Source organism: Methylobacterium indicum (genome assembly GCF_017347565.1).
Classification (GTDB): domain Bacteria; phylum Pseudomonadota; class Alphaproteobacteria; order Rhizobiales; family Beijerinckiaceae; genus Methylobacterium; species Methylobacterium indicum.
Genome location: NZ_AP024145.1, coordinates 4,208,717 through 4,234,442, shown reverse-complemented (window position 1 = coordinate 4,234,442; position 25,726 = coordinate 4,208,717). Strand labels below are relative to the sequence as shown.

Below are 25,726 nucleotides of genomic sequence, written 5' to 3'. Positions count from 1 at the left end.
GGCAGCCGCGAGGTCGCGTGCCGACCGCCGGCGGAATTCAGCCGGCGGCGCGTTCGCGCTCGCGCCGCCGCTGGAGACGGGTGACGCCGTAGATCGTCGCGAGCCGCAGCCGGGCGGAGCGGACCTGCGGCGCGCTGCGCTCGGCCTGGACCGCCGCGATGGTGCGGAGCGCGGCCTCGACGGAGCGTTCGAGCGCGGCGGTCTCCTCGCCGCGGGTGGATCGGACGGCCTGCATCGGGATCTCCCCTCCTGCTGTCTCGGGTCCGGTTTGACCCGGACAATCCGGCGCGGACGGGGCCGGATGGTGGCGGGATCCGGCCCTGTCTGAAGATTCCGTTCACGAAGCTCGGCCGGACGCGGGCGCCCGGGAACCTCGGCGGCGCCTCTCAGACGAGCGGCACCGTCGGCCACGCGGCCGAGGCGGCGGCGGCGGCGTCGAACACGCCGTCGATCCCCTCGCGCCAGAGCGAGAAGAGCGTCGGCGGGCTCAGCGCCAGGACGGCATGGACCTCCCGCCCGCCGAGGCGGAACTCGGCGCCGAGGCGCTGGGCCAGCGCCCGCATCCGCCGGTTGCCGGGAAGGCAGCGCAGGTGGAGCCGACGCGTGCCGGCGTTGCGGGCGGCCTCGGCCAGGCGCGCGCCGAGGGCGGCGCCGAGCCCGCGGCCACGATGGCCAGGCGCGACCGTGAAGGCAATTTCAGCCTCCGCGGACGCGCCCGTCGGCCGCAATTCGCCGATGCCCCGCAGGATCCCGTCCGCGAAGGCGCCAAAGACCAGGCCCTCGGCGGAGACGGCGTGCGAGGCGTAGGCCGCGGCCGCCGCCTCGCTCACCGCGCCCATGAAGCGATCGAAGCGCGAATCGGGGTCGAGGTCGCGAAACAGGCCGACGACCGCGTCGCGGTCGCTCGACCAGAGGCGCCGGACCAGGGTGCCGGCGGGAATTTCTCGGGTGTCTGGCATTCTCGAGGTGCACTCCGAACAAGGACGGCACGATCTCGAGCGTTTCCCCATCCCGGCCGAAACCGGGCCCGGTCGAAACCGGGATTGTGCAATGCAACAGATGGGGGTGCCGTTCCGGGGCCGCACGGCACGACGGCCGTGCCCCCGGCGCATGCGGCCGCCATGATGCGACCGCATTGCGTGGGCCCGCCCCGCGGGCTAAGCCCCGTGCCGTGACCCAAAGCCCCGCTTCCGCCGCCGCCGGCCCGGTCGCCGCCCGCTACGATGCCCTGGTGGCGTCGGGCGCGATCGAGCGCGATCCCGCCCAGACCGTCCTCGTCGACCGCCTCGACGGGGTGATCCGCGACCTCGCCGCCGTGCCGCCGCCGGCGAGCCCGGGGGTACTCGGCCGGCTCTTCGGCCGTAAGCCCGAGCCGGTGGCGGGCCCGCGCGGCCTCTACGTCTGGGGCCTGGTCGGCCGCGGCAAGACCATGCTGATGGACCTCTTCCACGAGGAGGCCCCGGCCCCGAAGCGCCGGGTGCACTTCCACGCCTTCATGGGCGACGTCCACGAGCGCATCCACCGCCACCGCCAGGCGGTGAAGCAGGGCACCACGAAGGGCGACGACCCGATCCAGCCGGTGGCCGAGGCCCTGGCGGCGGAGGCGCGGCTCCTCTGCTTCGACGAGTTCACGGTCACCGACATCGCCGACGCGATGATCCTCGGGCGGCTGTTCACGGCACTCTTCGCCCGCGGCACCGTGATGGTGGCGACCTCGAACGTCGAGCCCGACCGGCTCTACGAGGGCGGGCTCAACCGCGCCCTGTTCCTGCCCTTCATCGACCAACTGAAGGAGCGGGTCGCGGTCGTGCGGCTCGATTCGCGCACCGACTTTCGCCTGGAAAAGCTCGGCGGCAGCCCGGTCTACCACGTCCCGGCGGACGACGCGGCGGCTTCGGCCCTCACCGGGGCGTTCCGGGCCCTGTCCGGCGAGGCGCAGGGCCGGCCGGCGACGATCCAGGTCAAGGGCCACGACGTGGCGATCCCCGAAGCGGCCGGCGGCGTCGCCCGCTTCACCTTCGCGGATCTCTGCGCCCGCCCGCTGGGTGCGGCCGACTACCTGGCTCTCGCCGAGCGCTTCCACACCGTGATCATCGACGGCATCCCGGTGATGGACATGCCCCAGCGCAACGAGGCCAAGCGCTTCATCATCCTGGTCGACGCGCTCTACGACACCCGCACCAAGCTTTTGGCCTCCGCCGCCGCCGAGCCGACCGGGCTGTATCTCGCCGATTCCGGCCGCGAGGCGTTCGAGTTCGAGCGCACGGTCTCGCGCCTGATCGAGATGCGCTCGGAAGAATACCTCGCCCTGCCGCACGGCCGGCCGGATTCCGAGGCCTCGGGCAGCACGACGGGGCTGGTGGAAACCTGAGGCGCGCTTCTTGATTGTGCCGCATTCGACGCGCCGAAGCGGTGGCGCGTCCGCGCTGTTAGATCATCCCCATCGAGGCCCCCGATGACCCCCTCCCCGCATCCGACCGACCTGTCGCCCGAGCATGCCGTCGCGGCGATCTCGCGCTGGCTGGCGGTGGAGAGCCCGACGGACTCGGCCGAGGGCGTCAACCGGATGATGGACCTCGTCGCCGGGGAGGCGGCCAGCCTGGCTCTGACCGCCGAGCGGGTGCCGGGCCGGGACGGCTTCGGCGACAACCTGATCCTGCGGGCCGGCCCGCGGAACGGCGAGCCCGGCCTCCTGGTGCTGTCCCACCTCGACACCGTGCACCCGATCGGCACGCTCGCGAACGACCTGCCGGTGCGGGTCGAGGGCGACCGGCTCTATGGCCCGGGCGTCTACGACATGAAGGGCGGCGCCTGGCTGGCGCTCCAGGCCTTCGCGGCGGCGGCCCATGGCGGCCTCGCGCGGCGTCCCCTCACCTTCCTGTTCAGCAGCGACGAGGAGACCGGCTCAGTCTCGACCCGCGGGCTGATCGAGGATCTCGGCCGGACGAGCGCCGCGGTGCTCGTCACCGAGCCCGGCCGCGACGGCGGCAAGGTGGTGACCGGGCGCAAGGGGGTGGGCCGCTTCGACGTCCATGTCGAGGGCCGGCCCTCGCATGCCGGCACTCGCCACGCCGACGGCCGCAACGCCATCCGGGAGGCCGCCCGGCTGATCCTGGAGATCGAGGGGCTGACCGACTATGCCCGCGGCGTCACCACCACGGTCGGGACGATTCTCGGCGGCACCGCCGAGAACGTGGTGCCGCAGCATTGCCGCTTCGCCGTCGACCTGCGGGTGGTCACCGCCGCCGACGGGCAGGATTATGCCGGCCGCATCCTCGGGCTTAGCGCCTCGCCGGATTTCCGGGTCACGGTGACCGGCGGCATGAACCGGCCGCCCTACGACGCCGAGGCCGGCGCCGCGCTCTACGCCCACGCCAAGGCGCTCGCGCGCGACGAACTCGGGCTCGACCTCGGCGAGGTGCCGCTCACCGGCGGCGGCTCGGACGGCAACTTCACGGCGGCCCTCGGCATCCCGACCCTCGACGGGCTCGGCATCGACGGCGACGGGGCGCACACGCTCCAGGAATACGGCCTGATCTCCTCGATCGCGCCGCGGCTGCGGCTGATGCAGCGGCTGCTGGAGACGCTGTGAGGATGAGGGGCGGCGCGATCTTTCGCGCCCGCCCGGCGTTGCCGGCCCGCATCCCCGACGGATGCGGCCTCGGCACGGATAACCCACGCGCATGACCGACCGCAAAAACCCCTGGGTCACGCTGTCCCGCGAGCGCCGCTACGAGGATCGCTATCTCGGCGTCGACCTCGACCAGCTGCGCCACGAATCCGGCCGCGAGCACCCGCATGTCGCCCTGCGCTTCAAGGTGTTCGGCGTCGCGGTGCTCCCGGTCGATCCCGCGGGCCGGGTCACCCTGATCGGCCAGTACCGCTACGTCCTCGACCGCTTCACCTGGGAGCTGCCCCGCGGCTCCGGCCCGGTCTCCGACGACGCGCTGGCCACGGCCCGGCGCGAACTCCGGGAGGAGACCGGGGACGAGGCGGGATCCTGGCTCGAAGTGTTGCGGCTCGACGCCTCGCCCGGCATCTCGAGCGAGCGGGTCCCGGGCTTCGTCGCCTGGAACCTGACGCGCGGCCCGGCCGATCCGGACCCGCAGGAGAGCCTGCGCCTGCGCCGCCTGCCCTTCGCGGAGGCTGTGGGCGAGGCGCTGTCGGGCGCGATCACCGACGGGCCGAGCGTGGCCTTGCTGCTGTGCCTCGCCGAGCGGGCCCGGCGGGGCGACCTGCCGGCGGATCTCCTGGGCTTGCTGCGGATGTAGCGGAGCGTCTTTCGGGGATGCATTGCACCCTCACGCTCCGTTCCGGGAAGCCTGGCCCGATCGCCCGCGGACCGCGGTGGATTTCGTGCCGGACCATCGTCCAGGCGGCCCCGCCCAAGGCTCACTCGGGCTTGAGGCCCGAGCGCGCTTCCAGTTCCTGCAGGGTCCGGCGCGCCACGCTGGCGCCGGGCAGGCGGCGCTCGCGCTCGAATCGGGCGAGGGCGGCGCGGGTGGTCGGGCCGGCGATGCCGTCGACGGTCAGCGGGCCGTAGCCGAGCTTGATCAGGGCGCGCTGCGCGTAGGCGACGGCCTTGTCGGGCTTCGCCCCGGCGGCGGGTGGGACGGCGTGCAGCGCCGAGGCCTTCGGCTCCCCCGCCCTCGCCTCGCGGACCGGGGCCGGGGAATGGGGAGCCTTGGCCGGCGTCGCACGGGGCGCGGCCTCGCGGGGCGCAGGCGCATGGCCCGCGTTCTCCCGGGCCGAAGCCGCTTTCGCGGGCTTGTCGGGCGCGGGTCTGGCGGGGGAGGACTTTGACCCGAGAGACGCCGTCGTGTGGTCCTCGCCGCGCAGCAGCGCGCCGATGGCGTCGGGCTTGGAGGCCCGCGGCGGCGGCTCGGCGGCCTGCGCGGCGCGGGTGTCCGAGGTCGGCCGGTCGGGGCCCGCCTTGTCGGCGGCGGATCGCGACGCCGGGGCACCGTCCACCGCCGCGCTCGCCGACGACGCGCCCGCGGGCGGGACCTTGCCGACGGGTGCCTTCGCGAAGAGCGGCGCCGGGTGGCGCCCGGTCTGGAAGCTGAGGGCGTTCGCCGCCACCGCCGCCACCGCTCCGAGGGCGAGGAGGCCGCCGACGATGCCGGCCGGGTGCCGCATCAGCCGGTCGGCCCGCCCCCGCAGGCGATCGAGGGGACCGGCCGTACGCGGCGCAACCCGGGCGACGCGCGGGGCCCGGGGGGCCGAACGCGGGCGCGGTGCCGGCCGCGCCTCGGCGGTCAGGCCCGGTTCGGCCGCGGCCGCGCCGGGAAGAGCGACGTCGGGATCGTGCCGGCGGGCCGGCGCATCGTCGGGACGACGGGGCGGGGCCGCGTCGCGGCGACGGTCGAGGGCTCCGTCGCGTCTCCGGGCTGGCGCCTCGGACATCGCATCTCCTTTCCGGATTCGATCGATCGGCCGCTTGCGGGGGTCTCAGGATCCGCCGGCACGGCACGAGGCTCAGCCGGTGAGCCGTAGCGCGGCAGCGGGCAGCTCGCCCGGGACGGGGGCTGCGGGCGGAGGCAACGCCCCGGCCGGCAAGGCCGCCGGAACCGAACCGGCCGCCGCGAGGGCGGCGGTGCGGATCGGCACCGGGTTGCCCGGATCGCCGCGGCCGACGCGGCAATCGAGCGGCAGGGTGACGACCACCCGGGTTCCCCGGGACGGGCCGCTCTCGACGGTGAGCTCGCCGTGGTGCAGCCCGACGAGGCCGCGCACCACCGAGAGCCCGAGGCCGGTGCCCTCGTGCGGGCGGCCGTAGCCGGACCCGGCCCCGAGGCCGGCCTGGAAGAACGGATCGCCGAGCCGCGGCAGGTCGGCCTCGGCGATGCCGATGCCCGTATCGGCCACCGCCATCTCGATCCGGTCGAACACCCGGCGCACCGAGAGCGTCACGTCGCCGCCGCGGGGCGTGAACTTCACGGCGTTCGACAGGAGGTTGATCAGCATCTGCCGGCAGGCGCGCGGGTCGGCGGTGACCTCCGGCAGGTCGGCGGCGATCTCGCGCCGCAGGCGCACCCCGCCCTGGTCGGCGCGGATCTGCATCAGGTCGCAGACGCCGCGGGCGAGGCCGGCGATCTCGAACGGCTCGGGCGCGTAGTCGAAGTTGCCGCTCTGGATCCGCGACATGTCGAGGAGGGTGTTGACCACCTCGAGCAGGTGCCGGCCCGAGGAATGGATGATGCCGGCATATTCGCGCCGCCGCTCGGGCCCGAGCGCCAGGGTCGATTCGGCCTCCAGCATCTCCGAGAAGCCGATGATGGCGTTGAGCGGGGTGCGCAGCTCGTGGCTGACCGTGGCGAGGAAGCGGCTCTTGACCTCGTCGGCGCGCTCGGCCGCCGCGCGGGCCTCCTCGATCTCCTCGGACCGGCGCCGGTGCTCCGACACGTCGCGGGTCACCGCCACCACGGCCGCCTCGCCGGCCACCGCCGGCACCATCGCGCCCGGCACCCGGTGGGCGCGCATCTCGGCCCAGATCACCCGCCCGGCCTCGCCGGCCTCGCCCGCGGCATGCAGGCGGAACTGCACCGTCACCGGCTGGGCCTGGACGGCGGCGGCGCTGAGCGCGGTCAGGAAGGCCGGCCGGTCGGAGACGTGGACGCGGTTGAACAGACCGCGGCCTTCGAGGGCGTCGGGCGTCGTCCCGGCGAGCGAGCGGGCGGCGGGGCTCGCCTGCAGCACGCTGCCGGTGCGGTCGTGCCAGGTCACGAGATCGTCGATGGCATCGAGGAGAAGCGCGTCGCGCATCGAGGCGGCATTGAGCCGCGCGCTCCAGCGGCCCTCCCGGCGGCGATGCTCGAGGGAGAGCGCGAGGACGTGGCAGATCGCCGTGATGGCGAAGACCGGCATCGCCAGGGCCGAGGGCCAGGCGAAGAAGCCGAAGCCCGTGGCGGGCTCGATGACCGCGACCGCGACCGCCCCCAGCATGGCCAGGAGGGCCGCCACCAGGGCGGCGCGGTGCGAGCCGGCGAGCAACGCCTCGACCGGGATCATCACGAGCCAGATCGTGACCGCCGAGCTCGGCCCGCCGGTGAGGCTCGCCAGGCACACGACGAGGCCGGTCAGCGCCGCCGAGGACACGCCGTGCGCGAGCGTCAGGTTGCCGGTCCGCGCCAGCAGCAGGGCGGCGAAGACCGGCAGGATCAGGCAGGCCGCCGCCGCCGCCTCGACGAGGGTCGGCACGCCGCGCCACAGGAGATAGGGGGGCAGCATCGCCATCAGCACCGCGCCGGTGGCGAGCCGGGAGATCAGGAACCGCTCGTGGCGGGCCCTCTCGGCCGGGTCGCCGGCGGTGGATTCATGGACGAGACCCGTCAGGCGGGCATCGACCAGGGACGCAAAGGCACTGTTGATATGCACACCGCCACGCCAGCGCGAGGAACCCTGCGGCCCCGGCGCCCCTACTCTGCGAACTCCCGGAAACCCTCGCAGAGGCGGCTTAAACGAACGTTAGAGCGCGGGGCGGGTGGAAAACCTGTCCACGGATCACCGAGCCCCGGGCCTGCTCCTGCTCATGTCAGCCGGTCATCGCCTCGGCATCGTAGCCGGCGCGGCCCAGGGCCTGGGCGATGTCGAGGGCCTGGGCGCCGGTCACGACCGCGACCTGGCCGCGCTCCAGGTCCACCGACACCTCGGCCTCCGGGTCGAGGCGACGGATCGCCTTCGTCACCGCCGCAGCGCATCCGCCGCAGGTCATGCCCTCGACCTTCATCGTCAGGTCCATCCGTCCATCGGCCCGGTCGATCGTCATCGCCAAAACTCTCCCTTGCCGCGGCCCTTCAATGCCGCCATCAGTCACGACGCTCCGCCGGTGCCCGCCGAACCGTCGCGCGGCACGCCAGGGCCGCACAAGCCATGTCGGGTACTGCGGCACCTCGGACAAGGTCGGGCGAAAAGCGTGGGAAGCCCGCAGCCGCGTCTTGCGGGCATCCGGCACCTCGGCGACAACCGGGGACGCGTCGGGTTCCCGCGAGACCCGGCACGTCCTCGATGCTCTAAGAGGAATCGCCATGGCCCTCATGATCGGCCGGCGCGCCGATCGGTCGTCGGCGGGTCGGATCGCCCTCAGCCTCTCCTGCCTCCTGGCGGGCGCGGTCTGCCTTGCGGTCGCATTCCTGTCGGCGCCCCTCCTCGGCGCGGTGGCCGGGACGGCCCTGGTGGCCGCCGCCCTCGGCGGCGTCGCGACCGCGCTCGCCTACCGACGGGCCGGACGCCTGGCCGCGCAGGTCGAGCGGATGTCGGGCGAGATCGACCTGCTGTCGCGCCGCCTCCTCGCCGTCGAGCAGCGGGGCGCGCCCGCCGCGCCGGTCGCCGATCTGCAGAACGGCCTGTCCGAGGTCACGGCCGAGATCGGCCTTCTCGGCGGCATCGTGCGCGAGCTCGCGGTGGCGGTGGCGGCCCAGGACGAGGACCTGATCCGCCTGAAGGCCGGAATCGCCCCGGCCACCCCCGCGGCCGCGTCTCCGACGCCGGCCTTCACGGCGCCGCCGGTCCAGGCCGCGCCCGTCGCCCAGGCCGCGCCCGTCGCCCATGCCGCGCAGGCAACCCAGGCTGCGCAACTCGCCCCCGTCCCGCCTGCTCCTGCGCCGATGCCGGCGGCGCCGATGACGATGGCGTCCCTGGCCGCGGCACCGCAGCCGACGGTGCACGCCGCGCCGCCGCCCTACGCGCAGGCTCCGGCCTACGCCCCGATGTCGGCGCCCTCCCCGGCCGTCCCCGCGCAGGCGCCCCAGACCGCGCCATCCTGGTCTTCCGCCGCCCCGGCCGCGCAGGCCGCGGCGGTGCAGGCCCGGCCCGAGCCGGTGGCCGAGCGGGTCCCGCAGGCCGATCCGATCCTGCCGCGCGAGGCCGCGCCGGCGCCGCGCCGCCCCTTCGTGCCGGAGCCCGCCGTGGCGCCGCGGCCGGAAGCCGAGATCCTCGCCGCGCTCGGCGAGGGGCTCGAGGTTCATCTCCAGCCGATCGTCAGCCTGCCGCAGCGCAAGGTCGCGTTCTACGAAGCCCTCGCGCGCCTGCGCGTCGGCGACGCCCTCCTGGCACCGTCGGACTTCCTGCGGGTGCTGGAGCGCCACGGGCGCACCACGGAACTCGACCGGCTGATGCTCGCCCGGGTGACGGCGATCGGCCAGCACCTCGCCGGCCGCGGCAGCGAGACGCCGGTGGCCTATGCCCTGTCGCCCGGATCGCTGTTCGAGCCCGGCTTCCTGCGGGCGGTGAGCCGCCTGATCGATCTGCACCCGGAACTCGCCGGGCGGCTGATCCTGGCGCTGCCGCAGCAGAGCTGGCGCAGCCTCGATGCCGAGCAGGCCGGCGCGCTCGCCGCCCTGCGCGAGCGGATCGGGCTCGCGGTCGACCGGGTCGCGGAGCCGCGCCTCGACGCCCCGGCGCTCGCCGCCCGCGGCGCGAGCTACGCCAAGGTCGGCGTCGACCTGCTGCTGAGCGAGCACGGCGCAGCCATCGCCACCACCCTGGCCCGGTCCGGAATCCGCCTGGTGGCGGAGGGCGTCGAGCAGGAGGCCGACGTGCCCGACCTGATCGACCTCGACCTGCCGCTGGCGCAGGGCACGGTGTTCTCGCCCCCCCGGGTGGTGCGGCCCGAGGTGCTCTCGCCCCCGGCGCCGCCGCCGGCGCCCGAACCGCCTCCCCCGCCGCCGCCGGCCGACGAGCCGCCGCCGGTGCGCCGCGCCTTCCGGGACGTGCTGCGCCGGGCGGTGTGAGAACCGGCCGACCGCAGGCGGCCGGACGGCCCTCGGCGACGAGCCGGTGCCCACTTCGTCGGAAAATGCTCTAGTATCCGGGGACCTCCGAGCCAGAAGGATCCCCGATGTCGGACCTCATTGCCCGCCGGATCGCGCAAGGGGCCGGGCGCGTGCCCGCCGACCTGGTGATTCGCGGCGCCCGCCTCCTCGACCTCGTCACCGGAGAGCTGGTGGAGACCGACATCGCGGTCTGCGGCGACACGGTGGTGGGGACCTACGGCACCTACGAGGGGACGCGGGTGATCGAGGCGCGGGGGCGGATCGCCGTCCCGGGCTTCATCGACACCCACCTGCACATCGAATCCTCCCTCATCACCCCGCACGAATTCGACCGCTGCGTGCTGCCCCACGGCGTCACCACGGCGATCTGGGACCCGCACGAACTCGCCAACGTGCTCGGCACCGCCGCCTTCGACTACGCGCTGGCGGCGGCGAGCGAGACCGTGATGGACATCCGGGTCCAGCTCTCCTCCTGCGTCCCGGCGACCGACCTCGAGAGCGCCGGCGCGCGGATCGAGGCCGACGACCTCGCGCGCTACCGCGACCATCCCCGGGCCCTGGGCCTGGCCGAGTTCATGAATTTCCCGGGCGTCGTCGCGGCGGATCCCGCCTGCCTCGCCAAGCTCGCGACCTTCGCCGGGCGCCCCGTCGACGGCCACGCCCCGCTCCTCTCCGGCCTCGCCCTCAACGCCTACGCGGCCGCCGGCATCCGCACCGACCACGAGGCGACGAGCGCCGCGGAGGCGCTGGAAAAGATCCGCAAGGGCATGACGGTGCTGATCCGCGAGGGCTCGGTCTCGAAGGACCTGCACGCGCTCGCCCCCCTCCTCACCGAGCGGACGGCGCCGTTCCTCGCCTTCTGCACCGACGACCGCAACCCCCTCGACATCGCGGAGGAAGGCCATCTCGACCACCTGATCCGCACCGCGATCGGGCTCGGCGTGCCGCCCCTCGCCGCCTACCGGGCCGCCTCGCTCACCGCCGCCACCGCCTTCGGGCTCTCTGACCGCGGCATGATCGCACCGGGCAAGCGCGCCGACATCGTGCTGCTCGACGACCTTGCGACCTGCACGGTCTCGGCGGTGATCGCGGCGGGACGCCCCGCCGACGAGGCACTGGCCGCGGCGCGACCCGCGACGCCCGCGCCGGGCCGCCGCAGCGTGCGGGCCGAGCCGGTGAGCGCCGCCGACCTCGCCGTGCCGGCGCCCGCGGGCGAGACCCCGGTGATCGGCGTGGTACCGGGGCGGATCATCACCGAGCACCTGCGCCTGACCCCGGCCGGCGTGCCGGACACAGCCCAGGACATCGCGATGGTCGCCGTGGTGGCCCGCCACGGCACGCGCAGCATCGGCCGCGGCCTGGTGCGGGGCTTCGGGCTGACGCGGGGCGCCATCGCCTCCTCGGTCGGGCACGACAGCCACAACCTCTGCGTCGTCGGCGCCGATACGGAGGCCATGGCGCGGGCGGTCAACCGGTTGATCGCGCTGCAGGGCGGGTTCGTGGTGTCGGACGAGACCGGGATCCTGGCCGAGCTGGCACTGCCGATCGCGGGCCTGATGAGCGACCTGCCCTTCGAGGCGGTGCGCGATGCCCTGCCGCCCCTGCGGGAGGCTGCCCGGCACCTCGGCTGCACCCTGCCCGAGCCGTTCCTCCAGGTCGCCTTCCTGCCCCTGCCGGTGATCCCGCATCTCAAGATCACCGATCGCGGCCTCGTCGACGTCGACCGGATGGCGCACCTCTGACGAGGAACGGGGTTTCATCCGATTTTCGGCCGATCGCGTCGCGGTGCGATCATCGGCTTCGCTCGGGCGCCGCGCCGGCTTGTCGTACGGTTTCCGGGAGGGATCGTCCGGAAACCGTACGACCGGGAAAGACTGTAAACGATTTCAAAAGCCGTTGCGTTCGGGTCGGCCGATCTTTAAGTCCGGCACGTCTGCCGCTGCGGCGCAGCATCAGGAGGGACGGCATGGCCGAGATGGTTCGCGCGGCGCATCCGGGCGAGGTCGCGATCCTGGACGGGATCGGCGGCGTCGCTTCCGGCTTCGACCTGATCCTGTGCGACGTCTGGGGCGTGCTGCACGACGGCGTCCACGCCCATCGCGGCGCGTCGGACGCGCTGACGCGCTTTCGCGCCCTGCCGGGCGAGCGGCCGCGCCGGGTGGTGCTGGTCTCGAACGCCCCGCGTCCCGGCGCCGGCGTCCTGACGCAGCTCGACGGGTTCGGCGTGCCGCGCACCGCCTACGACACCATCGTCACCTCGGGCGATCTCACCCGCCGGCTGCTCGCCGAGCGGGCGGCGGCGCCGGTCTACCATCTCGGTCCCGATCGCGACCTGCCGATCTTCGACGGCCTCGACCTCGTCCGCGGCGGGCCGGACGATGCCGCCCACGTCGTGGTGACGGGCCTCCTCGACGACGAGGTCGAGACGGCAGAGGATTACCGCGACCGGCTTACCCCTTGGGCCGCCCGCGGCGTGACGATGATCTGCGCCAATCCCGATCTCGTGGTCGAGCGCGGCGAGCGGCTGATCCCCTGCGCCGGCGCCCTTGCGGCGCTCTACGAGGAGATGGGCGGCGCGGTCGTCTACGCCGGCAAGCCCCACGTCCCGGTCTACGAGGCGGCGCTCGCCGCCGCGGAAGCCCTCGATGGCGGCACTCCCCTCCCCCGCGAGCGGGTGCTCGCGGTCGGCGACGCGATCCGCACCGACGTCGCCGGGGCGCGGGCGTTCGGGGTCGCGTCCCTGCTGGTGGCGCGCGGCATCCACGCCGAGGAGCTCGGCGTCGCGGCGGGCGCACCGATCGGCGACATCGCCCATTGGCTGGAAGCCCAGACCGTCCACCCGGACGCCGTGATCGACCTGCTGCGCTGGTAGCAAAGCGACGACCCCGGGGCGCGGCCGACGCGCCCCGGGGTCGAGACTCGAGGAAGGCTCCGATCAGGAGAAGAGCGCGTCGATCGCGTCCTGCGGCGTCGCCGGGCCCTTCGGCTGCGGGCCGTTAAGCAGGAGCTTCTCGGCGCGCGCCTTGCGGCGGGCCTCCTCGGGATCGAGCTCGGCCTCGCCGTCGCGGACGTTCACCACCGTGGAGAACTGCGACAGGCGCTTCTCGAGCTGGCCCAACGCCTCCACCACCTTGGAGATGCGCTGGCCGGTAATGTCCTGGAAGGTGCAGGCCTCGAAGATGTCGCCGATATGGGCCTCGACCTTCCGGCGGTAATCCTCGAGGGACTTCGCTTCGAGGGCGAGGATCGACTCGGCCGATTCCATGATCCTGTTGGTGGCGCTGGCGGTGGCGGCGACGACGCTGCCCAGCTCGTCATGCGCCATCGGGATGCGGTCGCGGGTCAGCTCCTGGGCCCGCAGCCCCGCGATGCCCCGCTTCAGCTTGGTGATGTAGTCGGCGATCTCCAGGAGTTCCGTGACCGGGAGCGCCTGGTTCGCGGCCTCGGCCGTGGTCGCGCCGGCCATGGGCGTCTTGCCTCCCAGCAGCCGGTTGAGGGCGGACCGCGGCCCTTCCGTCATCTGCCTGAGCACGTGATCGATCCCCGCGGCTAGGTTGCTTCCCGGCCCGTTGCGGGCTCGGGGATCCGGCGCGGGTGCGGCCGGCCTCTCGGCCCTGCCGCACGCTCCCGCGCCCGAGAGGCACCGCCTCGTCGCGTCCGGGGCGTCAGGCGCCGCAGACGGCTTCGATCTTGGTCTTCAGCGTCTGGGCGTTGAAGGGCTTGACGATGTAGTTGTTCACGCCGGCCTTCTTGGCGGCGATGACGTTCTCGGTCTTCGACTCGGCGGTGACCATGATGAACGGCGTGGTGCGCAGGGCGTCGTCGGCCCGGACGTGGCGCAGCAGCTCGTAACCCGTCATCGGCTCCATGTTCCAGTCGGAGATGACGAGGCCGTACTTCTTCTGCTTCAGCTTCGCCAGCGCGCCGGTGCCGTCCGAAGCGTCGTCGACATCTTCGAAGCCGAGCTGCTTCAGCAGGTTGCGGATGATGCGGACCATCGTCTGGTAATCGTCCACCACGAGGATCGGCATGCCGAGGTCAAGGGCCATGGCTTACGGCTCCGTTCGCGGGCGCGACGCATCCCCGCGCGCCGGTTCCCGCTTGGATGATGAGTGGAGGCGCCGGTCGGCTCCTCTGTTCTCAGCTTGTAGTTCCGGCCCCTTGAGAAGCGGTTAACCCGCGGGCAGACACCGGCCCGCCACCGGCATGCTCCCCGGCGTCTTGACCCCAGGGGTGGATTTCGACAGGGTCCGGCCGCCTCGAATACCCTTCCCCCGGCGAGCCTAAGGACCCGTATGCCGCGCGACGAGACTGCCCCGCGCCCCGTCGCCTCGTCCTTCCCCGTCCACCGCGACGGCGAGCCGGTGCCGGAGGCCCTGCGGGGCGCGGTCGCGGCGCTCGGCAACTTCGACGGCATCCACCAGGGCCACCGCGCCCTGATCGCGGCGGTGCGGGAGATGGCCGGAGCCCTCGGCCGTCCGAGCGCCGTCCTGACCTTCGAGCCGCATCCCCGCGCCTTCTTCTCCCCCGACACGGCGATGTTCCGCCTGACCGGCGAGGAGGGCAAGCTCGCGGTGCTGCGGCGGCTCGGGGTCGACGGCGCCTTCGTGCGCCGGTTCGACGCGGCCCTCGCCGGCACCGGGGCCTCGGCCTTCGTGGCCGAGACGCTGAAGGGCGAGCTCGGCCTGTCGGGCGTGGTGATCGGGCACGACTTCCATTTCGGCCGCGGCCGCGAGGGCACGCCGGCGATGCTGGAGGCGCTCTGCGCCGAGAATGGGCTCGCCTGCCGGGTGGTGCCGGCGGTGGCGGCGGGCGGCGGCGAGGCACCGGTCTCGTCGAGCGCGATCCGGGCGGCCCTGGAGGCCGGCGACGTGGGAACCGCCAACCACCTCCTCGGCTACCGCTGGTTCGTCGAGGGCAAGGTGCGCCACGGCGACAAGCGCGGCCGCACCCTCGGCTTCCCGACCGCCAACGTGGCGCTCGACGCCTGCGCGCTCGCCCACGGCATCTATGCCGTGCGGGTCCGCCTCGCCGACGGCAGCCTGCGCGACGGCGTGGCGAGCTACGGCCGCCGCCCGACCTTCGACGACGGCGCGCCGCTCCTCGAGACGTACCTGTTCGACTTCTCCGGCGATCTCTACGGCCAGGCGATCGCGGTCGAGTTCGTCGGCTTCATCCGCGGCGAGGCGCGCTTCGACAGCGCAGACGCCCTGGTCGTGCAGATGCACGCGGATGCGGCCGAGGCGAAGCTGATGCTGGCCGAAAATTGCACGCCGTCGATGCTCGGGTGACGCCATCGGGGCGACCCGGCGCGCCCCATCATGGGCATCGGCATGGATCTCACCGGCTTCGGTTTTCTCAACCCTCGACCTCATCCTGAGGTGCCGCGTAGCGGCCTCGAAGGAGGCTCCAGGGATCGCTGCGAATCTGAAGCCCTCCTTCGAGGTCAGCCGATCTTCGATCGACTGACGCCTCAGGATGAGGTCGAGGATGGGAAAGCCACATGCCGGCGGGCTCGACTGCTCCAGCCGTGTCCCGTGGGCCGCGCCTGTCGAGTTGAATGCCGGTTATTCGGGGATGAACTCGCGGATCGGCGCCTCGGTGTCGGGCCCCCGCTCGCGCGGGCGCTTCATCCGCCGCGCCGGACCGCGGTCCTCGTCGGGGATCAGCAGCGGGTCGGTCGGGGTGACGGACCCGGTGGCGTCGACGTCCTCCGGCACGGGCCGGGGCGGCGAGCCGATCTCGCGGGCGACGGCGGGAGCGGCGAGGAGCGCAGCGAGCGCGAGGAGCAGGATCCGCATGGCGAGAACCCGGATTCGATGAACTTTCCTGTCAACCGCACGAGGCCGCGCGCCGTTCCTGCGGGCCGGCCCGGACGATGATCGCCCTCGCGACCGATCTCGGCGTGGCGATCACGCTCTTCGCCTCGACCAATCTCGACGATCTCTTCGTGCTGATCGGCTTCTTCTCCGATCCGCGCTACCGCCCGCGCCAGATCGTGGCCGGGCAGTTCCTGGGCATCGCCGCCCTGGTGCTGGCCTCGCTCGCCGGCGCGCTGCTGTCCCTGGTCGTGCCTCCGGCATGGCTCGGCCTCATGGGCCTAGTCCCGATCACCTTGGGCCTTCGCCGTCTCCTTGCCCTGCGGGGCGACGAAGAGGATGATGCTCCGGCCCGCGCGGCAACCCTCGGCAACGCGCTCGCGGTGGCCGGTGTCACCCTCGCCAACGGTGGCGACAATCTCGGCATCTACACGCCGGTCTTCGCCACCAGCCCGGGCCCGCGGCTCCTCCTGTTCGTCGCGGTCTTCGCCGTCATGACAGGCCTCTGGCTCGCCCTCGCGCACCAGCTCGTCCATCACCGGGCTCTCGGCGCCCCGATCCGCCGGATCGGCCGGGTGGCGACGCCGTTCGTGCTGATCGGGATCGGCGTGATGGTGCTGGTCGAGGCCGGGACGGTGTCGTCGTTCACGCGATGGGCGGCACGCGGATGAGGTGCGTGGCGGCCGGGTCGTCGCACGCCGCGAAGCCGAGGCGCCGGTAGAACGCGGCAGAGTCCGGCGAGGCCGCGCGCAGGCGCACGGTCCGGAAATGGCTCTCGGCGTGCCGCAGCAGGTCTCTCACCAGCAGGGTGCCGACACCGAGATGTCGATGCGATCCGAGCACGTAGATGTGCCGTAAGCGACCGACACCCTCCTCCGCCGTGTAGGGATCGCGATTCAGACCTCCGAGACCGACGAGGCCTTCACCCTGCCAGGCTCCAAAAATGATCTCGCCCGGACGTTCAAAGCGATTGGACCCCGACTGCCACTCCTCGAACAGGCGCCGCACAAAGGCGATTCCCTGCCGCTCGGCATCTGCAAGGATCGGTCCGGCAGCAGGGTCGAGTGCAGCCAGCACTGCAACCGCCGGACCGGCAGGAGCCGCGGCTTCTCTTTCAAAATTCGACATCTCGCGCCTCGTAGGCCCGCAACGGCAGGTCCTCGTCTGTCAGGGGCGAAGACATGAGCAACCGGCCGAGTGAGAGTGGCCGGACTCGGTCCTGTTCATCGAGATCGTGTGCGTCCGTGTCGGCTGATCCTTGTCGCAGCACGTAGCGCCACTGCATGATCGTCTCACCGCGCGGCCGCGAGAAAACGGGTGCAGCCCTTGATCGGGTGAAGCCGAGCTTTGTGAGCACCCGTCCCGAGGCCGGGTTGTCGCACGCATGCCCAGCACGCAGCACCGTCAGGCGAGCGACCGAGAAGGCGAACCGGACCAGAGCAGCCCCGGCCTCTGATGCGTAGCCGCGCCCCCAAGCGGCCCGATCGAGCCAGGACCCGATTCGGGCCTCGGCACGCACAACCCTGTCGATATCGACAACGCCGATCATCGTGCCGTTGCACGTGATCGCGAAACGATAGGCCTCCCCCATCTCCCATTCGCGGGCATGATCGGCGAACCATCGCTCGATCTCGCACGGATCGGGCGGGAACGCGGTCCGGCTCAAGTTGCGCGACACACCCCACACCGAGAGGATGTCGACGGCGCGCGCCGCATCGGTGGTCTGCACAGGCCGAAGCACAAGCCTCCCGGTCGTGATCGCGCGCTTGGGGATCGGCATGACGGGAGGGTCGTGGGTAAGATGGCGACGATGACGCAACGATAGCATGGCGACCTCCGGGTGTTGAGCGTGGCCGCCGCTCCACATCATCACGCCGCTTCCCCCGCCCGCCTGCCGCTGCTAGAAGCGCCAGATGAGCGAATCGCACCCGCGCCGCGCCGCCGTCCGGCGAATTACGAGCCCGGCTTCCGCCTGAGGGCCGCCATCGCGCGGTCGCGCGGAAGGCCGGGTTGCTGCCGTTTCGCCGCTGCGATTGTCCTCAAGGGCTGCGCGTCCGCGCCCCAGACGAGCCTTGACCACCATGACCGAGCCGACCCCCGCCGCCGGGCGCGACTATTCCGAGACCCTGTTCCTGCCGGTCACCGATTTTCCGATGCGGGCCGGGCTGCCGCAGCGCGAGCCGGAGATCCTCGCGCGCTGGGCGAAGACCAACCTCTACGCCCGCATCCGCGAGGCTGCCGCCGGCCGGCCGAAATTCGTGCTGCATGACGGCCCGCCCTATGCCAACGGCCACATCCATATCGGCACGGCGCTCAACAAGATCCTGAAGGACATCGTCGTCCGCACCCAAGGTGCGCTCGGTCAGGATGCCAATTACGTCCCGGGCTGGGATTGCCACGGCCTGCCGATCGAGTGGAAGATCGAGGAGCAGTACCGCGCCGCCGGCCGCAACAAGGACGACGTGCCGGTGGTCGAGTTCCGGCGCGAGTGCCGGTCCTTCGCCGAGCACTGGCTGTCGGTGCAGCGGGAAGAGTTCAAGCGCCTCGGCGTCACCGGCGACTGGGACCATCCCTACCTGACCATGGCCTACCCGGCCGAGGCCGCGATCGCCCGCGAGCTGATGACCTTCGCCACCACCGGCCAGCTCTATCGCGGCTCGAAGCCGGTGATGTGGTCCGTGGTCGAGAAGACGGCGCTCGCCGAGGCAGAGGTCGAGTACGAGGACCACGTCAGCGACACGATCTGGGCCGCCTTCCCGGTCGTCTCCTCGACGACGGCGCCGGATCTGCACGACGCCCGCGTCGTCATCTGGACCACCACCCCCTGGACGATCCCGGCCAACCGGGCCGTCGCCTATTCCAAAAAAGTGTCTTACGGATTGTATCGTGTCGTTGCTGCGCCTCAAGAGAACTGGTCTCAACCTGGTGTTCGTTACGTTGTTGCTGACAAACTGGCGGGCGACGTCTTCAAGGCAGCGCGCGTCGAATCCTTCGAGCGACTGAGCGACGTCTCCGCGGACGACCTCGCCGGCGTGACGCTGGCGCATCCCCTGGCGTCCTGGAACGACGGCTACGCCCATGCCGTGCCGATGCTGGACGGCGAGCACGTCACCGACGAGGCCGGTACCGGCTTCGTCCACACCGCACCGAGCCACGGCCGCGAGGATTTCGAGGTCTGGATGGCGAATGGCCGCCAGCTCCGCGAGCGCGGCATCGAGACCGCGATCCCCTACACGGTCGATGCGGACGGCGTGCTGACCGAGGCCGCGCCGGGCCTCACCGGCACCCGCGTGCTCGACGAGAAGGGCCAGAAGGGCAACGCCAACAAGGCGGTGATCGCCGCGCTGACCGCCGCCGGCACGCTGGTCGGCCGCGGTACGCTCAAGCACAGCTACCCGCATTCCTGGCGCTCGAAGAAGCCGGTCATCTTCCGCAACACGCCGCAATGGTTCATCGCCCTCGACAAGCCGGTCGAGACGCTGAACGGCGCCACCTTGCGCGACGTGGCGCTGCGCGAGATCGCCGTCACCCAGTGGGTGCCGCCGCAAGGCCAGAACCGCATCACCGGCATGATCGCCAACCGCCCCGACTGGGTGGTGTCGCGCCAGCGCGCCTGGGGCGTGCCGATCACGGTCTTCGTCCACCGCGAGACCGGCGAGATCCTGCGCGATGAGACGGTGAACGCCCGCATCCACGCCGCCTTCGCGGCGGAGGGGGCGGATGCCTGGTTCACCGATGCCGACGGCGCCCGCTTCCTCGCCCCCGAGCACGACCCGGCCGCCTACGAGAAGGTGACCGACGTCCTCGACGTGTGGTTCGATTCCGGCTCGACGCACGCCTTCACGCTCGGCGACCCGCAAGAATTCCCGGGGCTCGCCGGCATCCGCCGCCGCCGCGACGGCGGTGACGACACCGTGATGTATCTCGAGGGCTCGGACCAGCATCGCGGCTGGTTCCACTCCTCGCTGCTCGAATCCTGCGGCACCCGCGACCGCGCGCCCTACGACGTGGTGCTGACCCACGGCTTCGTCCTCGACCCCAAGGGCGAGAAGATGTCGAAGTCGAAGGGCAACGTCGTCGCGCCGCAGGACGTGATCAAGGGCTCGGGCGCCGACATCCTGCGCCTGTGGGTGGCGGCGTCGGACTATACCGACGACCTGCGCATCGGCCCGGAAATCATCAAGACCTTCTCGGAGACCTACCGCAAGCTGCGCAACTCGCTGCGCTGGATGCTGGGCACGCTCGCCCATCACCGACCCGAGGACCGGGTCGCTCCCGACGCCATGCCGGAGCTGGAGCGGTTCATCCTGCACCGTCTCGCCGAGCTCGACGGCGAGATCCGCGACGCCTTCCGCACCTTCGACACGAAGCGGGTGGTGGCGCTGCTCAACGGCTTCATGACCGGCGACCTGTCGTCGTTCTACTTCGACGTGCGCAAGGACGCGCTCTACTGCGATCCGATCTCGTCGCAGACCCGGCGGGCCGCGCTCACCGTGGTGGACGAGGTGTTCAAGCGGGTCACGGTCTGGCTCGCGCCGGTGCTGGCCTTCACGGCGGAGGAGGCCTGGCTCGCGCGCTATCCCTCCGAGACGGCCTCCGTCCATACCGAGACCCTGCCGGAGACGCCGGCCGCGTGGCGCGACGAGGCGCTGGCGAAACGCTGGGCCAAGATCCGCCGGGTGCGCCGGGTGGTGACGGGTGCGCTCGAGATCGAGCGGGCGGGCAAGCGCATCGGCGCGAGCCTGGAGGCCGCCCCGACGGTGTTCGTCGCCGATGCCGACCTGCTGGCGAGCCTCGACGGGATCGATTTCGCGGAGGTCTGCATCACGTCCGCCATCGCGGTCGAGGCCGGCGAGGGACCGGCCGAGGCCTTCCGGCTCGACGAGGTCAAGGGCGTCGCGGTGGTGCCGGCCCTGGCGCACGGGCGCAAATGCGCCCGCTCGTGGAAGGTGCTCCCGAGCGTCGGCAGCGAGCCGGACTACCCGGACGTGACGCCCCGCGACGCGCAGGCCCTGCGCGAGTGGGACGCGCTCCACGCCGAGGCCGCCGAGTAGGGGCGGGGACAGGGCGAGGAACAAGGCATGCGTCCCCTCCCCTTCGGGCTCATGGTCGCGCTCGTCACCCTGGTCCTCGACCAGGCGACGAAGCTCGGCCTGCTCTTCGTCGCCGACCTGCCGGTGCGCGAGCCCGTGGTGCTCGCGCCCTTCGCGCAGCTGATCGTGGTGTGGAACCGCGGCGTCTCCTACGGGCTGTTCCAGCAGGATTCGGCGCTCGGTCGATGGGTCCTGGTGGGCGTGTCGCTGCTGGCCTCCGTCGCGCTCTCCGTGTGGATGGCGCGGGCCGGCAGCCGCTGGCTCGCGGGCTCGCTCGGCATGATCGTCGGCGGGGCGATCGGCAACGCCATCGACCGGGCGGCCTACGGGGCGGTGTTCGACTTCGTCCACCTGCATGCCGGCGCCTGGTCCTGGTACGTGTTCAACGTGGCGGATGCCGGCATCGTCTTCGGCGTCGTCGGCCTCCTGTATGACGGGCTGGTGCTGGAGCGCCGCCGCGCGGCGGCAACGGGCGAGCCGACCTGAAAACGCGTGTGTGTCGCGGGCGCAACGGCGAGGATCGCCGTTGCGCCCGCCTACGGCCACGCCATACCTTCGCCCGAAACCGCCACCACCTCGGGAACCAACTCAGGGGGCGGAACAGGCAAGGGGCCAGCATGCTCGACAAGCGCACGATACTCGCCGCGGCGACGGCCGCGGTCCTGGCCGCCGGCCTGACGGCCTCCCCGGGCGCGCACGCCCAGGAAGGCGTCGCGATGAAGAACGCCCTGTCGTCGATCGGCCTGATCGAGCCCCAGCGGCCGACCATCACCTATCGCGAGCGTGCGCCCCTGGTGCTGCCGCCGCATATGGACAAGGCCGCCCTGCCGCCGCCGGTCGATCGCCGCGCCCTGCGCGAGGCCAATCCGCAATGGCCGACCGACCCCGAGACCGCCACCCGCGAGCGCCGCGCCGCCGAGGACCGCAAGCCGATCACCCGCGGCTATGGCGGCCGGATGAGCGACAACAACGCCACCCTGCCGATCCGGGAGATGCAGGCCGGCCGTCGCGAGGGCGCGGGCGTGCAGAGCGAGCCGACCTACAAGCCCGGCGACAACGTCAAGGAGTCGTTCTGGCTCAACCCGATGCAGCTCCTCGCCGGCAAGAAGGACGACGACGTCAACCTTCCCGACGTCGAGCCCTCCCGCGACACCCTGACCGAGCCGCCGACCGGCTACCGCAAGCCGCCGAACGGCAAGCTCGCCCGGACCGAGCGGGGTCCGAACGCGATGATCAGCGACCGCGAGCAGGCCGATCCCGGCGTCTACCTGCGCTCGCGCCAGTAACGTTTCCGAGATCCGATCGGGTCTCCCGCCCCGGGCCGCATCTGCGGACCGGGGTTTTTTGTCGGCGTTTCGCGAGGCTCGTTCCGGACGTGACACCTGCTTTCGATGCAGGGCTGCGCGTCTGTCGCGCCCGAGGGCCGATCCAGCGGAATGCACGCCAAGCTTCGGACCGGCCTGCGGCCACGCTTCGACTGCGGCATGTCGGGCTGGACCTGCACAGGGTGCATTTCTCCGCAGTCTTCGGGTCCCCCCTGCCACAAAATGCTCTAGAACAGGGTCTCTAACGGCCTGCGACCCCGGTGGCCGGCCCATCGGCCGGCTCGGCCTCCCGCCGGCCCCCGACTCGCAGGAGCCGCAAGCCTCCCTTAAGTGAGCCGGTTCACGATCCAACACGGGTGGCCCTTCCGGCCGTCCGGCTAAGGTAGATCAGGATGTCCCCAGTCAGGATGCGCTCCGCCCCCGGCCTCGCCAGCCCCGTCAGCGCGACCCTGCGCACCGACGCGGCGCCCTTCGGCCGAGCGGAGGCGGGTGGTCCCGAGGTGGCGTCCTTCGTGCTCGACAACGGCCTCGACGTGGTGGTGGTCCCCGACCACCGCGCCCCCGTCGTCACCCACATGGTCTGGTACCGCAACGGCTCGGCGGATGATCCGCTCGGCCAGTCCGGCATCGCCCACTTCCTCGAGCACCTGATGTTCAAGGGCACCGAGACCCATCCGGTCGGCGCCTTCTCGAAGGCGGTGTCGAGCTTGGGCGGCCAGGAGAACGCCTTCACGTCGTTCGACTACACGGCGTATTTCCAGCGCGTCGCCCGCGAGAACCTGAAGACCATGATGAGCTTCGAGGCGGACCGGATGACCGGCCTGATCCTCGACGACGCCGTCGTGGCCCCGGAGCGCGACGTGGTGCTGGAGGAGCGCCGGATGCGGGTCGAGACCGACCCCTCGGCCCAGCTCTCCGAGGCGATGGCGGCCTCGCTCTTCGTCCATCACCCCTACGGCATCCCGATCATCGGCTGGATGCACGAGATCGAGGAGCTGAACCGCACCCACGCCCTCGACTATTACCGGCGCTTCTACACCCCGGAGAACGCCATCCTGGTGGTCGCCGGCGACGTGACCGCCGACGAGGTCCGGCGGCTCGCCGACGACACCTACGGGGTGGTGACGCCGCGCGGCGCCCGGCCGCAGCGCGTGCGGCCGCGGGAGCCGGAGCCCCGCGCCGCGCGGCGCCTGAGCGTCGCCGACCCGAAGGTCGAGCAGCCGACCCTGCAGCGGCTCTACCTCACCCCGTCCTGCATGACCGCCCGCGACGGCGAGAGCCACGCGCTCGAACTGCTCGCCGAGGTGCTGGGCGGGGGGCCGACCTCCTACCTCTACCGCAGCCTGGTGCTGGAGCAGGGCGTCGCGGTGAATGCCGGCGCCTGGTACATGGGCTCGGCGATCGACGACACCCGCTTCTCGGTCTACGCCGTGCCGGCGGAGGGCGTGAGCCTGGAGAAGCTCGAGGAGGCCCTCGACCGGGCCCTCGCCCGTGCCCCCGCCGAGGCCCTGTCCGCCACCGCGGTCGAGCGGGCGAAGACCCGGCTTGTCGCCGAGACGGTCTATTCCTCCGACAGCCAGTCGTCGCTCGCCCGCATCTTCGGCTCGGCGCTCGCCATCGGCGAGAGCATCGAGGAGGTGCGGCGCTGGCCTTCCGAGATCGAGGCGGTGCAGGCCTCGCGCCTCGCCGCGGTCGCCGAGCGCTACCTGGTGCCGGCCCGCTCGGTCACCGGTTACCTGGTCAAGGGCGAGGGCGCCTCGAAGGCGTCTCCGGCCGCGGCGGCCTGAACCCCGCATCCTGACACCGCCCGGGGCGTGCGCGCCGCCGGGCGGATCCGTCTTCGCACGTCACGACAACAAGAGGTCCTCATGACCCCGGCCGACGCCGTCTCCCGCAGCACCGCCGCCCCGGCGTCCTCCTCGTCGCCGACCCAGGCGCGTCCCGTCCTCTCGGCCCGCGGCATCGAGGCCTGGCACGTCGAGTCGCCGATCGTCCCGCTGATCGCGCTGGCCTTCACCTTCGAGGGCGGCGCCGCGCAGGATCCCGAGGGCAAGGCCGGCACCGCCCAGATGCTGGCGCGCCTCCTCGACGAGGGCGCAGGCCCGCACGATTCCGACGCCTTCCAGGAGCGGCTCGCCGCCCGCGCGATCGAGCTGAGCTTCCATGCCGGGCCGGACGCCATCGGCGGCTCGCTCAAGATGCTGGTCAAGCACGCCGACGAGGCGATCGCGCTGCTCGCCCTCGCGCTGTCCCAGCCCCGCTTCGACCAGGCGGCGATCGAGCGGGTGCGGGCCCAGATGCTGGCCGGCCTGCGCTACCAGCAGAACGACCCCGGCGTGATGGCCTCGCGCCGCTTCTTCGCGGAGGCCTATCCGGGCCATCCCTACGGCCGGCCCTCGTCGGGCACGATCGAGAGCGTGTCGGCGATCACCCGCGACGACCTGGTGGCGATGCACCGGCGGCTCATGGCCCGCGGCCGGGTCAAGGTCGCGGCGGTCGGCGCCATCGGCGAGGAGGCGCTGATGCGTGCCCTCGACGCCGCCTTCGGCGAGCTGCCGGAGGGCGGTGCGCTGACCGCGGTGCCGCCGACCCGGATCACGGGCCTCGGCCGGCGCATCGTCGTCGATCTCGACGTGCCGCAATCGGTGCTGCGCTTCGGCACCGACGGCGTGGCGTGGCGCGATCCCGACTTCATCCCGGCCTACGTCCTCAACCACATCCTGGGCGGCGGCGCCTTCACGTCGCGGCTCTTTCAGGAGGTGCGCGAGAAGCGCGGGCTGGCCTATTCGGTCGGCACCTCGCTGGTGAGCCACCGCGCCGCCTCGATGACCTGGGGCTATACCGCCACCAAGAACGAGCGCGTCGCCGAGTGCCTGACGGTGATCGCCGACGAGATCGCCCGCCTGACCGGCGACGGCCCCGACGACGACGAGCTGCAGAAGGCCAAGGACTACCTCACCGGCTCCTACGCGCTCGGCTTCGACACCTCGACCAAGATCGCCCACCAGCTGGTGCAGATCGCCTTCGAGGGCCTGGGCATCGACTACATCGCCCGCCGCAACTGCCTGATCGGCGCGGTGACGCAGGCCGACATCCGCCGCGCGGCCGCGCGGACGCTCGGCGACGGCAAGCTCCTGGTGGTGGCCGCCGGACGTCCCACCGCGATGTGACGCCGCGGGCCGGCCCTCGCACGGCCGGCCCTACGCCATCACGTCCCCCTCCGGAGGCCGCAACGCATCGAGTTCCGGCCGCAGGACCACGCTCTCCTGCTCGTTCGGGTCGGTCCGGGCGATCACCGCCGTGCAGGTCTCGGTGCGGCTGGCATTGTAGGGCAGGTGCGGCACCCCGGCCGGGATGTAGACGAAATCGCCCGCCCGGCTCCACAGGTGGTGCTCCAGGCGCTCGCCGTACCAGGTGCCGGCGACGCCCGAGAGCACGTGGAGCGCCGTCTCGTGCGCCTCGTGCAGGTGCGCTCTGGCGCGGGCCCCCGGCGGCAGGGTGACGAGCTGCATGTGCAGCCCGGTCGATCCGACCGTCTCGGCCGAGATTGCGGGCGCGTAGGTCAGCGCCTGCTTGCCGATGATGGTGGCCCCCGGGCGCACGACCCGGCAGGTCCTGTCAGAATCCATGATGCATCCTCCGTTCGAGCGGAGGCGAGCTTACGGCGTTTCGCCCTGGCCGGCGTGCGGGATCGTCGCGCACCCGGACGGAGATCC

At 72.5% G+C, this 25,726-nt stretch carries 24 protein-coding genes; 13 read left to right on the top strand and 11 right to left on the bottom strand.

The window, feature by feature from the left end; all coding sequences use genetic code 11:
• Positions 1-37: 37 nt before the first annotated feature.
• Positions 38-235, bottom strand: coding sequence for a hypothetical protein (locus miv_RS19730; RefSeq protein WP_048430454.1), 198 nt, complete (start codon positions 233-235; stop codon positions 38-40).
• A gap of 151 nt (positions 236-386) precedes the next feature.
• Positions 387-959, bottom strand: coding sequence for a GNAT family N-acetyltransferase (locus tag miv_RS19725; protein ID WP_048430455.1), 573 nt, complete (start codon positions 957-959; stop codon positions 387-389).
• A gap of 212 nt (positions 960-1,171) precedes the next feature.
• Here miv_RS19725 and zapE point away from each other — a divergent pair, with 212 nt between their 5' ends.
• The 3 genes from zapE (at position 1,172) to miv_RS19710 (ending at position 4,271) form a co-directional block, all read left to right on the top strand.
• Positions 1,172-2,371 (top strand): cell division protein ZapE, encoded by a 1,200-nt coding sequence (gene zapE, locus miv_RS19720; RefSeq protein WP_207178406.1) that lies wholly within the window; start codon positions 1,172-1,174, stop codon positions 2,369-2,371.
• Between the two features lie 84 nt (positions 2,372-2,455).
• Positions 2,456-3,592 carry a M20 family metallopeptidase gene (locus miv_RS19715; protein WP_207178404.1) on the top strand — a complete coding sequence of 379 codons (1,137 nt, stop codon included), beginning with the start codon at positions 2,456-2,458 and terminating at the stop codon, positions 3,590-3,592.
• Positions 3,593-3,683: 91 nt separating this feature from the next.
• On the top strand, positions 3,684-4,271 hold the full coding sequence (locus miv_RS19710; RefSeq protein ID WP_048430458.1) for an NUDIX domain-containing protein: 588 nt from the start codon (positions 3,684-3,686) through the stop codon (positions 4,269-4,271).
• Between the two features lie 121 nt (positions 4,272-4,392).
• Here miv_RS19710 and miv_RS19705 read toward each other — a convergent pair whose 3' ends face one another.
• From miv_RS19705 to miv_RS19695, 3 genes are all read right to left on the bottom strand, one after another.
• A complete protein-coding gene (locus miv_RS19705) occupies positions 4,393-5,406 on the bottom strand; it encodes a peptidoglycan-binding protein (RefSeq protein ID WP_207178402.1) in 1,014 nt (337 codons plus the stop codon).
• A 72-nt stretch (positions 5,407-5,478) separates the two neighbouring features.
• Positions 5,479-7,377 carry a sensor histidine kinase gene (locus miv_RS19700; protein WP_207178398.1) on the bottom strand — a complete coding sequence of 633 codons (1,899 nt, stop codon included), beginning with the start codon at positions 7,375-7,377 and terminating at the stop codon, positions 5,479-5,481.
• A gap of 157 nt (positions 7,378-7,534) precedes the next feature.
• Positions 7,535-7,768, bottom strand: coding sequence for a heavy-metal-associated domain-containing protein (locus miv_RS19695; RefSeq protein ID WP_244276603.1), 234 nt, complete (start codon positions 7,766-7,768; stop codon positions 7,535-7,537).
• A gap of 259 nt (positions 7,769-8,027) precedes the next feature.
• Here miv_RS19695 and miv_RS19690 point away from each other — a divergent pair, with 259 nt between their 5' ends.
• From miv_RS19690 to miv_RS19680, 3 genes are all read left to right on the top strand, one after another.
• On the top strand, positions 8,028-9,731 hold the full coding sequence (locus tag miv_RS19690) for an EAL domain-containing protein (protein ID WP_244748606.1): 1,704 nt from the start codon (positions 8,028-8,030) through the stop codon (positions 9,729-9,731).
• 107 nt (positions 9,732-9,838) lie between these two features.
• On the top strand, positions 9,839-11,515 hold the full coding sequence (gene ade / locus miv_RS19685) for an adenine deaminase (RefSeq protein WP_207178396.1): 1,677 nt from the start codon (positions 9,839-9,841) through the stop codon (positions 11,513-11,515).
• A gap of 224 nt (positions 11,516-11,739) precedes the next feature.
• On the top strand, positions 11,740-12,645 hold the full coding sequence (locus miv_RS19680; protein ID WP_207178394.1) for a TIGR01459 family HAD-type hydrolase: 906 nt from the start codon (positions 11,740-11,742) through the stop codon (positions 12,643-12,645).
• Between the two features lie 63 nt (positions 12,646-12,708).
• Here the strand turns inward: miv_RS19680 and miv_RS19675 are convergent, their stop codons facing one another.
• Both miv_RS19675 and miv_RS19670 read right to left on the bottom strand, forming a co-directional pair.
• Positions 12,709-13,239, bottom strand: a complete 531-nt coding sequence (locus miv_RS19675) for a protein phosphatase CheZ (RefSeq protein ID WP_048427643.1) — start codon at positions 13,237-13,239, stop codon at positions 12,709-12,711.
• Positions 13,240-13,438: 199 nt separating this feature from the next.
• Positions 13,439-13,822, bottom strand: a complete 384-nt coding sequence (locus tag miv_RS19670) for a response regulator (RefSeq protein ID WP_048427618.1) — start codon at positions 13,820-13,822, stop codon at positions 13,439-13,441.
• 246 nt (positions 13,823-14,068) lie between these two features.
• Here miv_RS19670 and miv_RS19665 point away from each other — a divergent pair, with 246 nt between their 5' ends.
• Positions 14,069-15,064 (top strand): bifunctional riboflavin kinase/FAD synthetase, encoded by a 996-nt coding sequence (locus miv_RS19665; protein ID WP_207178392.1) that lies wholly within the window; start codon positions 14,069-14,071, stop codon positions 15,062-15,064.
• A 276-nt stretch (positions 15,065-15,340) separates the two neighbouring features.
• Here miv_RS19665 and miv_RS19660 read toward each other — a convergent pair whose 3' ends face one another.
• Positions 15,341-15,574 carry a hypothetical protein gene (locus tag miv_RS19660; RefSeq protein WP_048427620.1) on the bottom strand — a complete coding sequence of 78 codons (234 nt, stop codon included), beginning with the start codon at positions 15,572-15,574 and terminating at the stop codon, positions 15,341-15,343.
• Positions 15,575-15,651: 77 nt separating this feature from the next.
• Between miv_RS19660 and miv_RS19655 the strand changes: the two genes are divergently transcribed.
• Positions 15,652-16,263 carry a cadmium resistance transporter gene (locus tag miv_RS19655; protein ID WP_207178390.1) on the top strand — a complete coding sequence of 204 codons (612 nt, stop codon included), beginning with the start codon at positions 15,652-15,654 and terminating at the stop codon, positions 16,261-16,263.
• Here miv_RS19655 and miv_RS19650 read toward each other — a convergent pair.
• Positions 16,238-16,720 (bottom strand): GNAT family N-acetyltransferase, encoded by a 483-nt coding sequence (locus tag miv_RS19650; RefSeq protein WP_048427622.1) that lies wholly within the window; start codon positions 16,718-16,720, stop codon positions 16,238-16,240. The two genes, miv_RS19655 and miv_RS19650, sit on opposite strands and share 26 nt — an antisense overlap.
• On the bottom strand, positions 16,707-17,372 hold the full coding sequence (locus miv_RS19645) for a GNAT family N-acetyltransferase (RefSeq protein ID WP_207178388.1): 666 nt from the start codon (positions 17,370-17,372) through the stop codon (positions 16,707-16,709). The genes miv_RS19650 and miv_RS19645 overlap by 14 nt, the downstream gene beginning before the upstream one ends.
• A gap of 301 nt (positions 17,373-17,673) precedes the next feature.
• On the opposite strand from miv_RS19645, the gene ileS reads away from it, so the two are divergent.
• The 5 genes from ileS (at position 17,674) to miv_RS19620 (ending at position 25,180) form a co-directional block, all read left to right on the top strand.
• Positions 17,674-20,646, top strand: coding sequence for an isoleucine--tRNA ligase (gene ileS, locus miv_RS19640; protein ID WP_207178386.1), 2,973 nt, complete (start codon positions 17,674-17,676; stop codon positions 20,644-20,646).
• Positions 20,647-20,673: 27 nt separating this feature from the next.
• Positions 20,674-21,171: a signal peptidase II gene (gene lspA, locus miv_RS19635; protein WP_048427624.1), complete on the top strand. Its 498-nt coding sequence runs from the start codon at positions 20,674-20,676 to the stop codon at positions 21,169-21,171.
• A 131-nt stretch (positions 21,172-21,302) separates the two neighbouring features.
• Positions 21,303-21,971: a hypothetical protein gene (locus tag miv_RS19630; protein WP_207178384.1), complete on the top strand. Its 669-nt coding sequence runs from the start codon at positions 21,303-21,305 to the stop codon at positions 21,969-21,971.
• 431 nt (positions 21,972-22,402) lie between these two features.
• Positions 22,403-23,797 (top strand): M16 family metallopeptidase, encoded by a 1,395-nt coding sequence (locus miv_RS19625; protein WP_058619629.1) that lies wholly within the window; start codon positions 22,403-22,405, stop codon positions 23,795-23,797.
• An 81-nt stretch (positions 23,798-23,878) separates the two neighbouring features.
• Positions 23,879-25,180, top strand: a complete 1,302-nt coding sequence (locus miv_RS19620; protein ID WP_207178382.1) for a M16 family metallopeptidase — start codon at positions 23,879-23,881, stop codon at positions 25,178-25,180.
• 30 nt (positions 25,181-25,210) lie between these two features.
• Here the strand turns inward: miv_RS19620 and miv_RS19615 are convergent, their stop codons facing one another.
• Positions 25,211-25,639: a cupin domain-containing protein gene (locus miv_RS19615; RefSeq protein WP_207178380.1), complete on the bottom strand. Its 429-nt coding sequence runs from the start codon at positions 25,637-25,639 to the stop codon at positions 25,211-25,213.
• Between the last annotated feature and the right edge of the window lie 87 nt (positions 25,640-25,726).

Coding starts and splice junctions, on each gene's coding strand:
- miv_RS19620 (WP_207178382.1), top strand. CDS start 23,879: ATGACCCCGGCCGACGCCGTCTCCCGCAGCACCGCCGCCCCGGCGTCC.
- miv_RS19645 (WP_207178388.1), bottom strand. CDS start 17,372: ATGCCGATCCCCAAGCGCGCGATCACGACCGGGAGGCTTGTGCTTCGG.
- miv_RS19710 (WP_048430458.1), top strand. CDS start 3,684: ATGACCGACCGCAAAAACCCCTGGGTCACGCTGTCCCGCGAGCGCCGC.
- miv_RS19695 (WP_244276603.1), bottom strand. CDS start 7,768: ATGACGATCGACCGGGCCGATGGACGGATGGACCTGACGATGAAGGTC.
- lspA (WP_048427624.1), top strand. CDS start 20,674: ATGCGTCCCCTCCCCTTCGGGCTCATGGTCGCGCTCGTCACCCTGGTC.
- miv_RS19730 (WP_048430454.1), bottom strand. CDS start 235: ATGCAGGCCGTCCGATCCACCCGCGGCGAGGAGACCGCCGCGCTCGAA.
- miv_RS19650 (WP_048427622.1), bottom strand. CDS start 16,720: ATGTCGAATTTTGAAAGAGAAGCCGCGGCTCCTGCCGGTCCGGCGGTT.
- miv_RS19680 (WP_207178394.1), top strand. CDS start 11,740: ATGGCCGAGATGGTTCGCGCGGCGCATCCGGGCGAGGTCGCGATCCTG.
- miv_RS19655 (WP_207178390.1), top strand. CDS start 15,652: ATGATCGCCCTCGCGACCGATCTCGGCGTGGCGATCACGCTCTTCGCC.
- miv_RS19715 (WP_207178404.1), top strand. CDS start 2,456: ATGACCCCCTCCCCGCATCCGACCGACCTGTCGCCCGAGCATGCCGTC.
- miv_RS19615 (WP_207178380.1), bottom strand. CDS start 25,639: ATGGATTCTGACAGGACCTGCCGGGTCGTGCGCCCGGGGGCCACCATC.
- ade (WP_207178396.1), top strand. CDS start 9,839: ATGTCGGACCTCATTGCCCGCCGGATCGCGCAAGGGGCCGGGCGCGTG.
- ileS (WP_207178386.1), top strand. CDS start 17,674: ATGACCGAGCCGACCCCCGCCGCCGGGCGCGACTATTCCGAGACCCTG.
- miv_RS19660 (WP_048427620.1), bottom strand. CDS start 15,574: ATGCGGATCCTGCTCCTCGCGCTCGCTGCGCTCCTCGCCGCTCCCGCC.
- miv_RS19725 (WP_048430455.1), bottom strand. CDS start 959: ATGCCAGACACCCGAGAAATTCCCGCCGGCACCCTGGTCCGGCGCCTC.
- miv_RS19705 (WP_207178402.1), bottom strand. CDS start 5,406: ATGTCCGAGGCGCCAGCCCGGAGACGCGACGGAGCCCTCGACCGTCGC.
- miv_RS19625 (WP_058619629.1), top strand. CDS start 22,403: ATGTCCCCAGTCAGGATGCGCTCCGCCCCCGGCCTCGCCAGCCCCGTC.
- miv_RS19665 (WP_207178392.1), top strand. CDS start 14,069: ATGCCGCGCGACGAGACTGCCCCGCGCCCCGTCGCCTCGTCCTTCCCC.
- miv_RS19670 (WP_048427618.1), bottom strand. CDS start 13,822: ATGGCCCTTGACCTCGGCATGCCGATCCTCGTGGTGGACGATTACCAG.
- miv_RS19690 (WP_244748606.1), top strand. CDS start 8,028: ATGGCCCTCATGATCGGCCGGCGCGCCGATCGGTCGTCGGCGGGTCGG.
- miv_RS19675 (WP_048427643.1), bottom strand. CDS start 13,239: ATGGCCGGCGCGACCACGGCCGAGGCCGCGAACCAGGCGCTCCCGGTC.
- miv_RS19630 (WP_207178384.1), top strand. CDS start 21,303: ATGCTCGACAAGCGCACGATACTCGCCGCGGCGACGGCCGCGGTCCTG.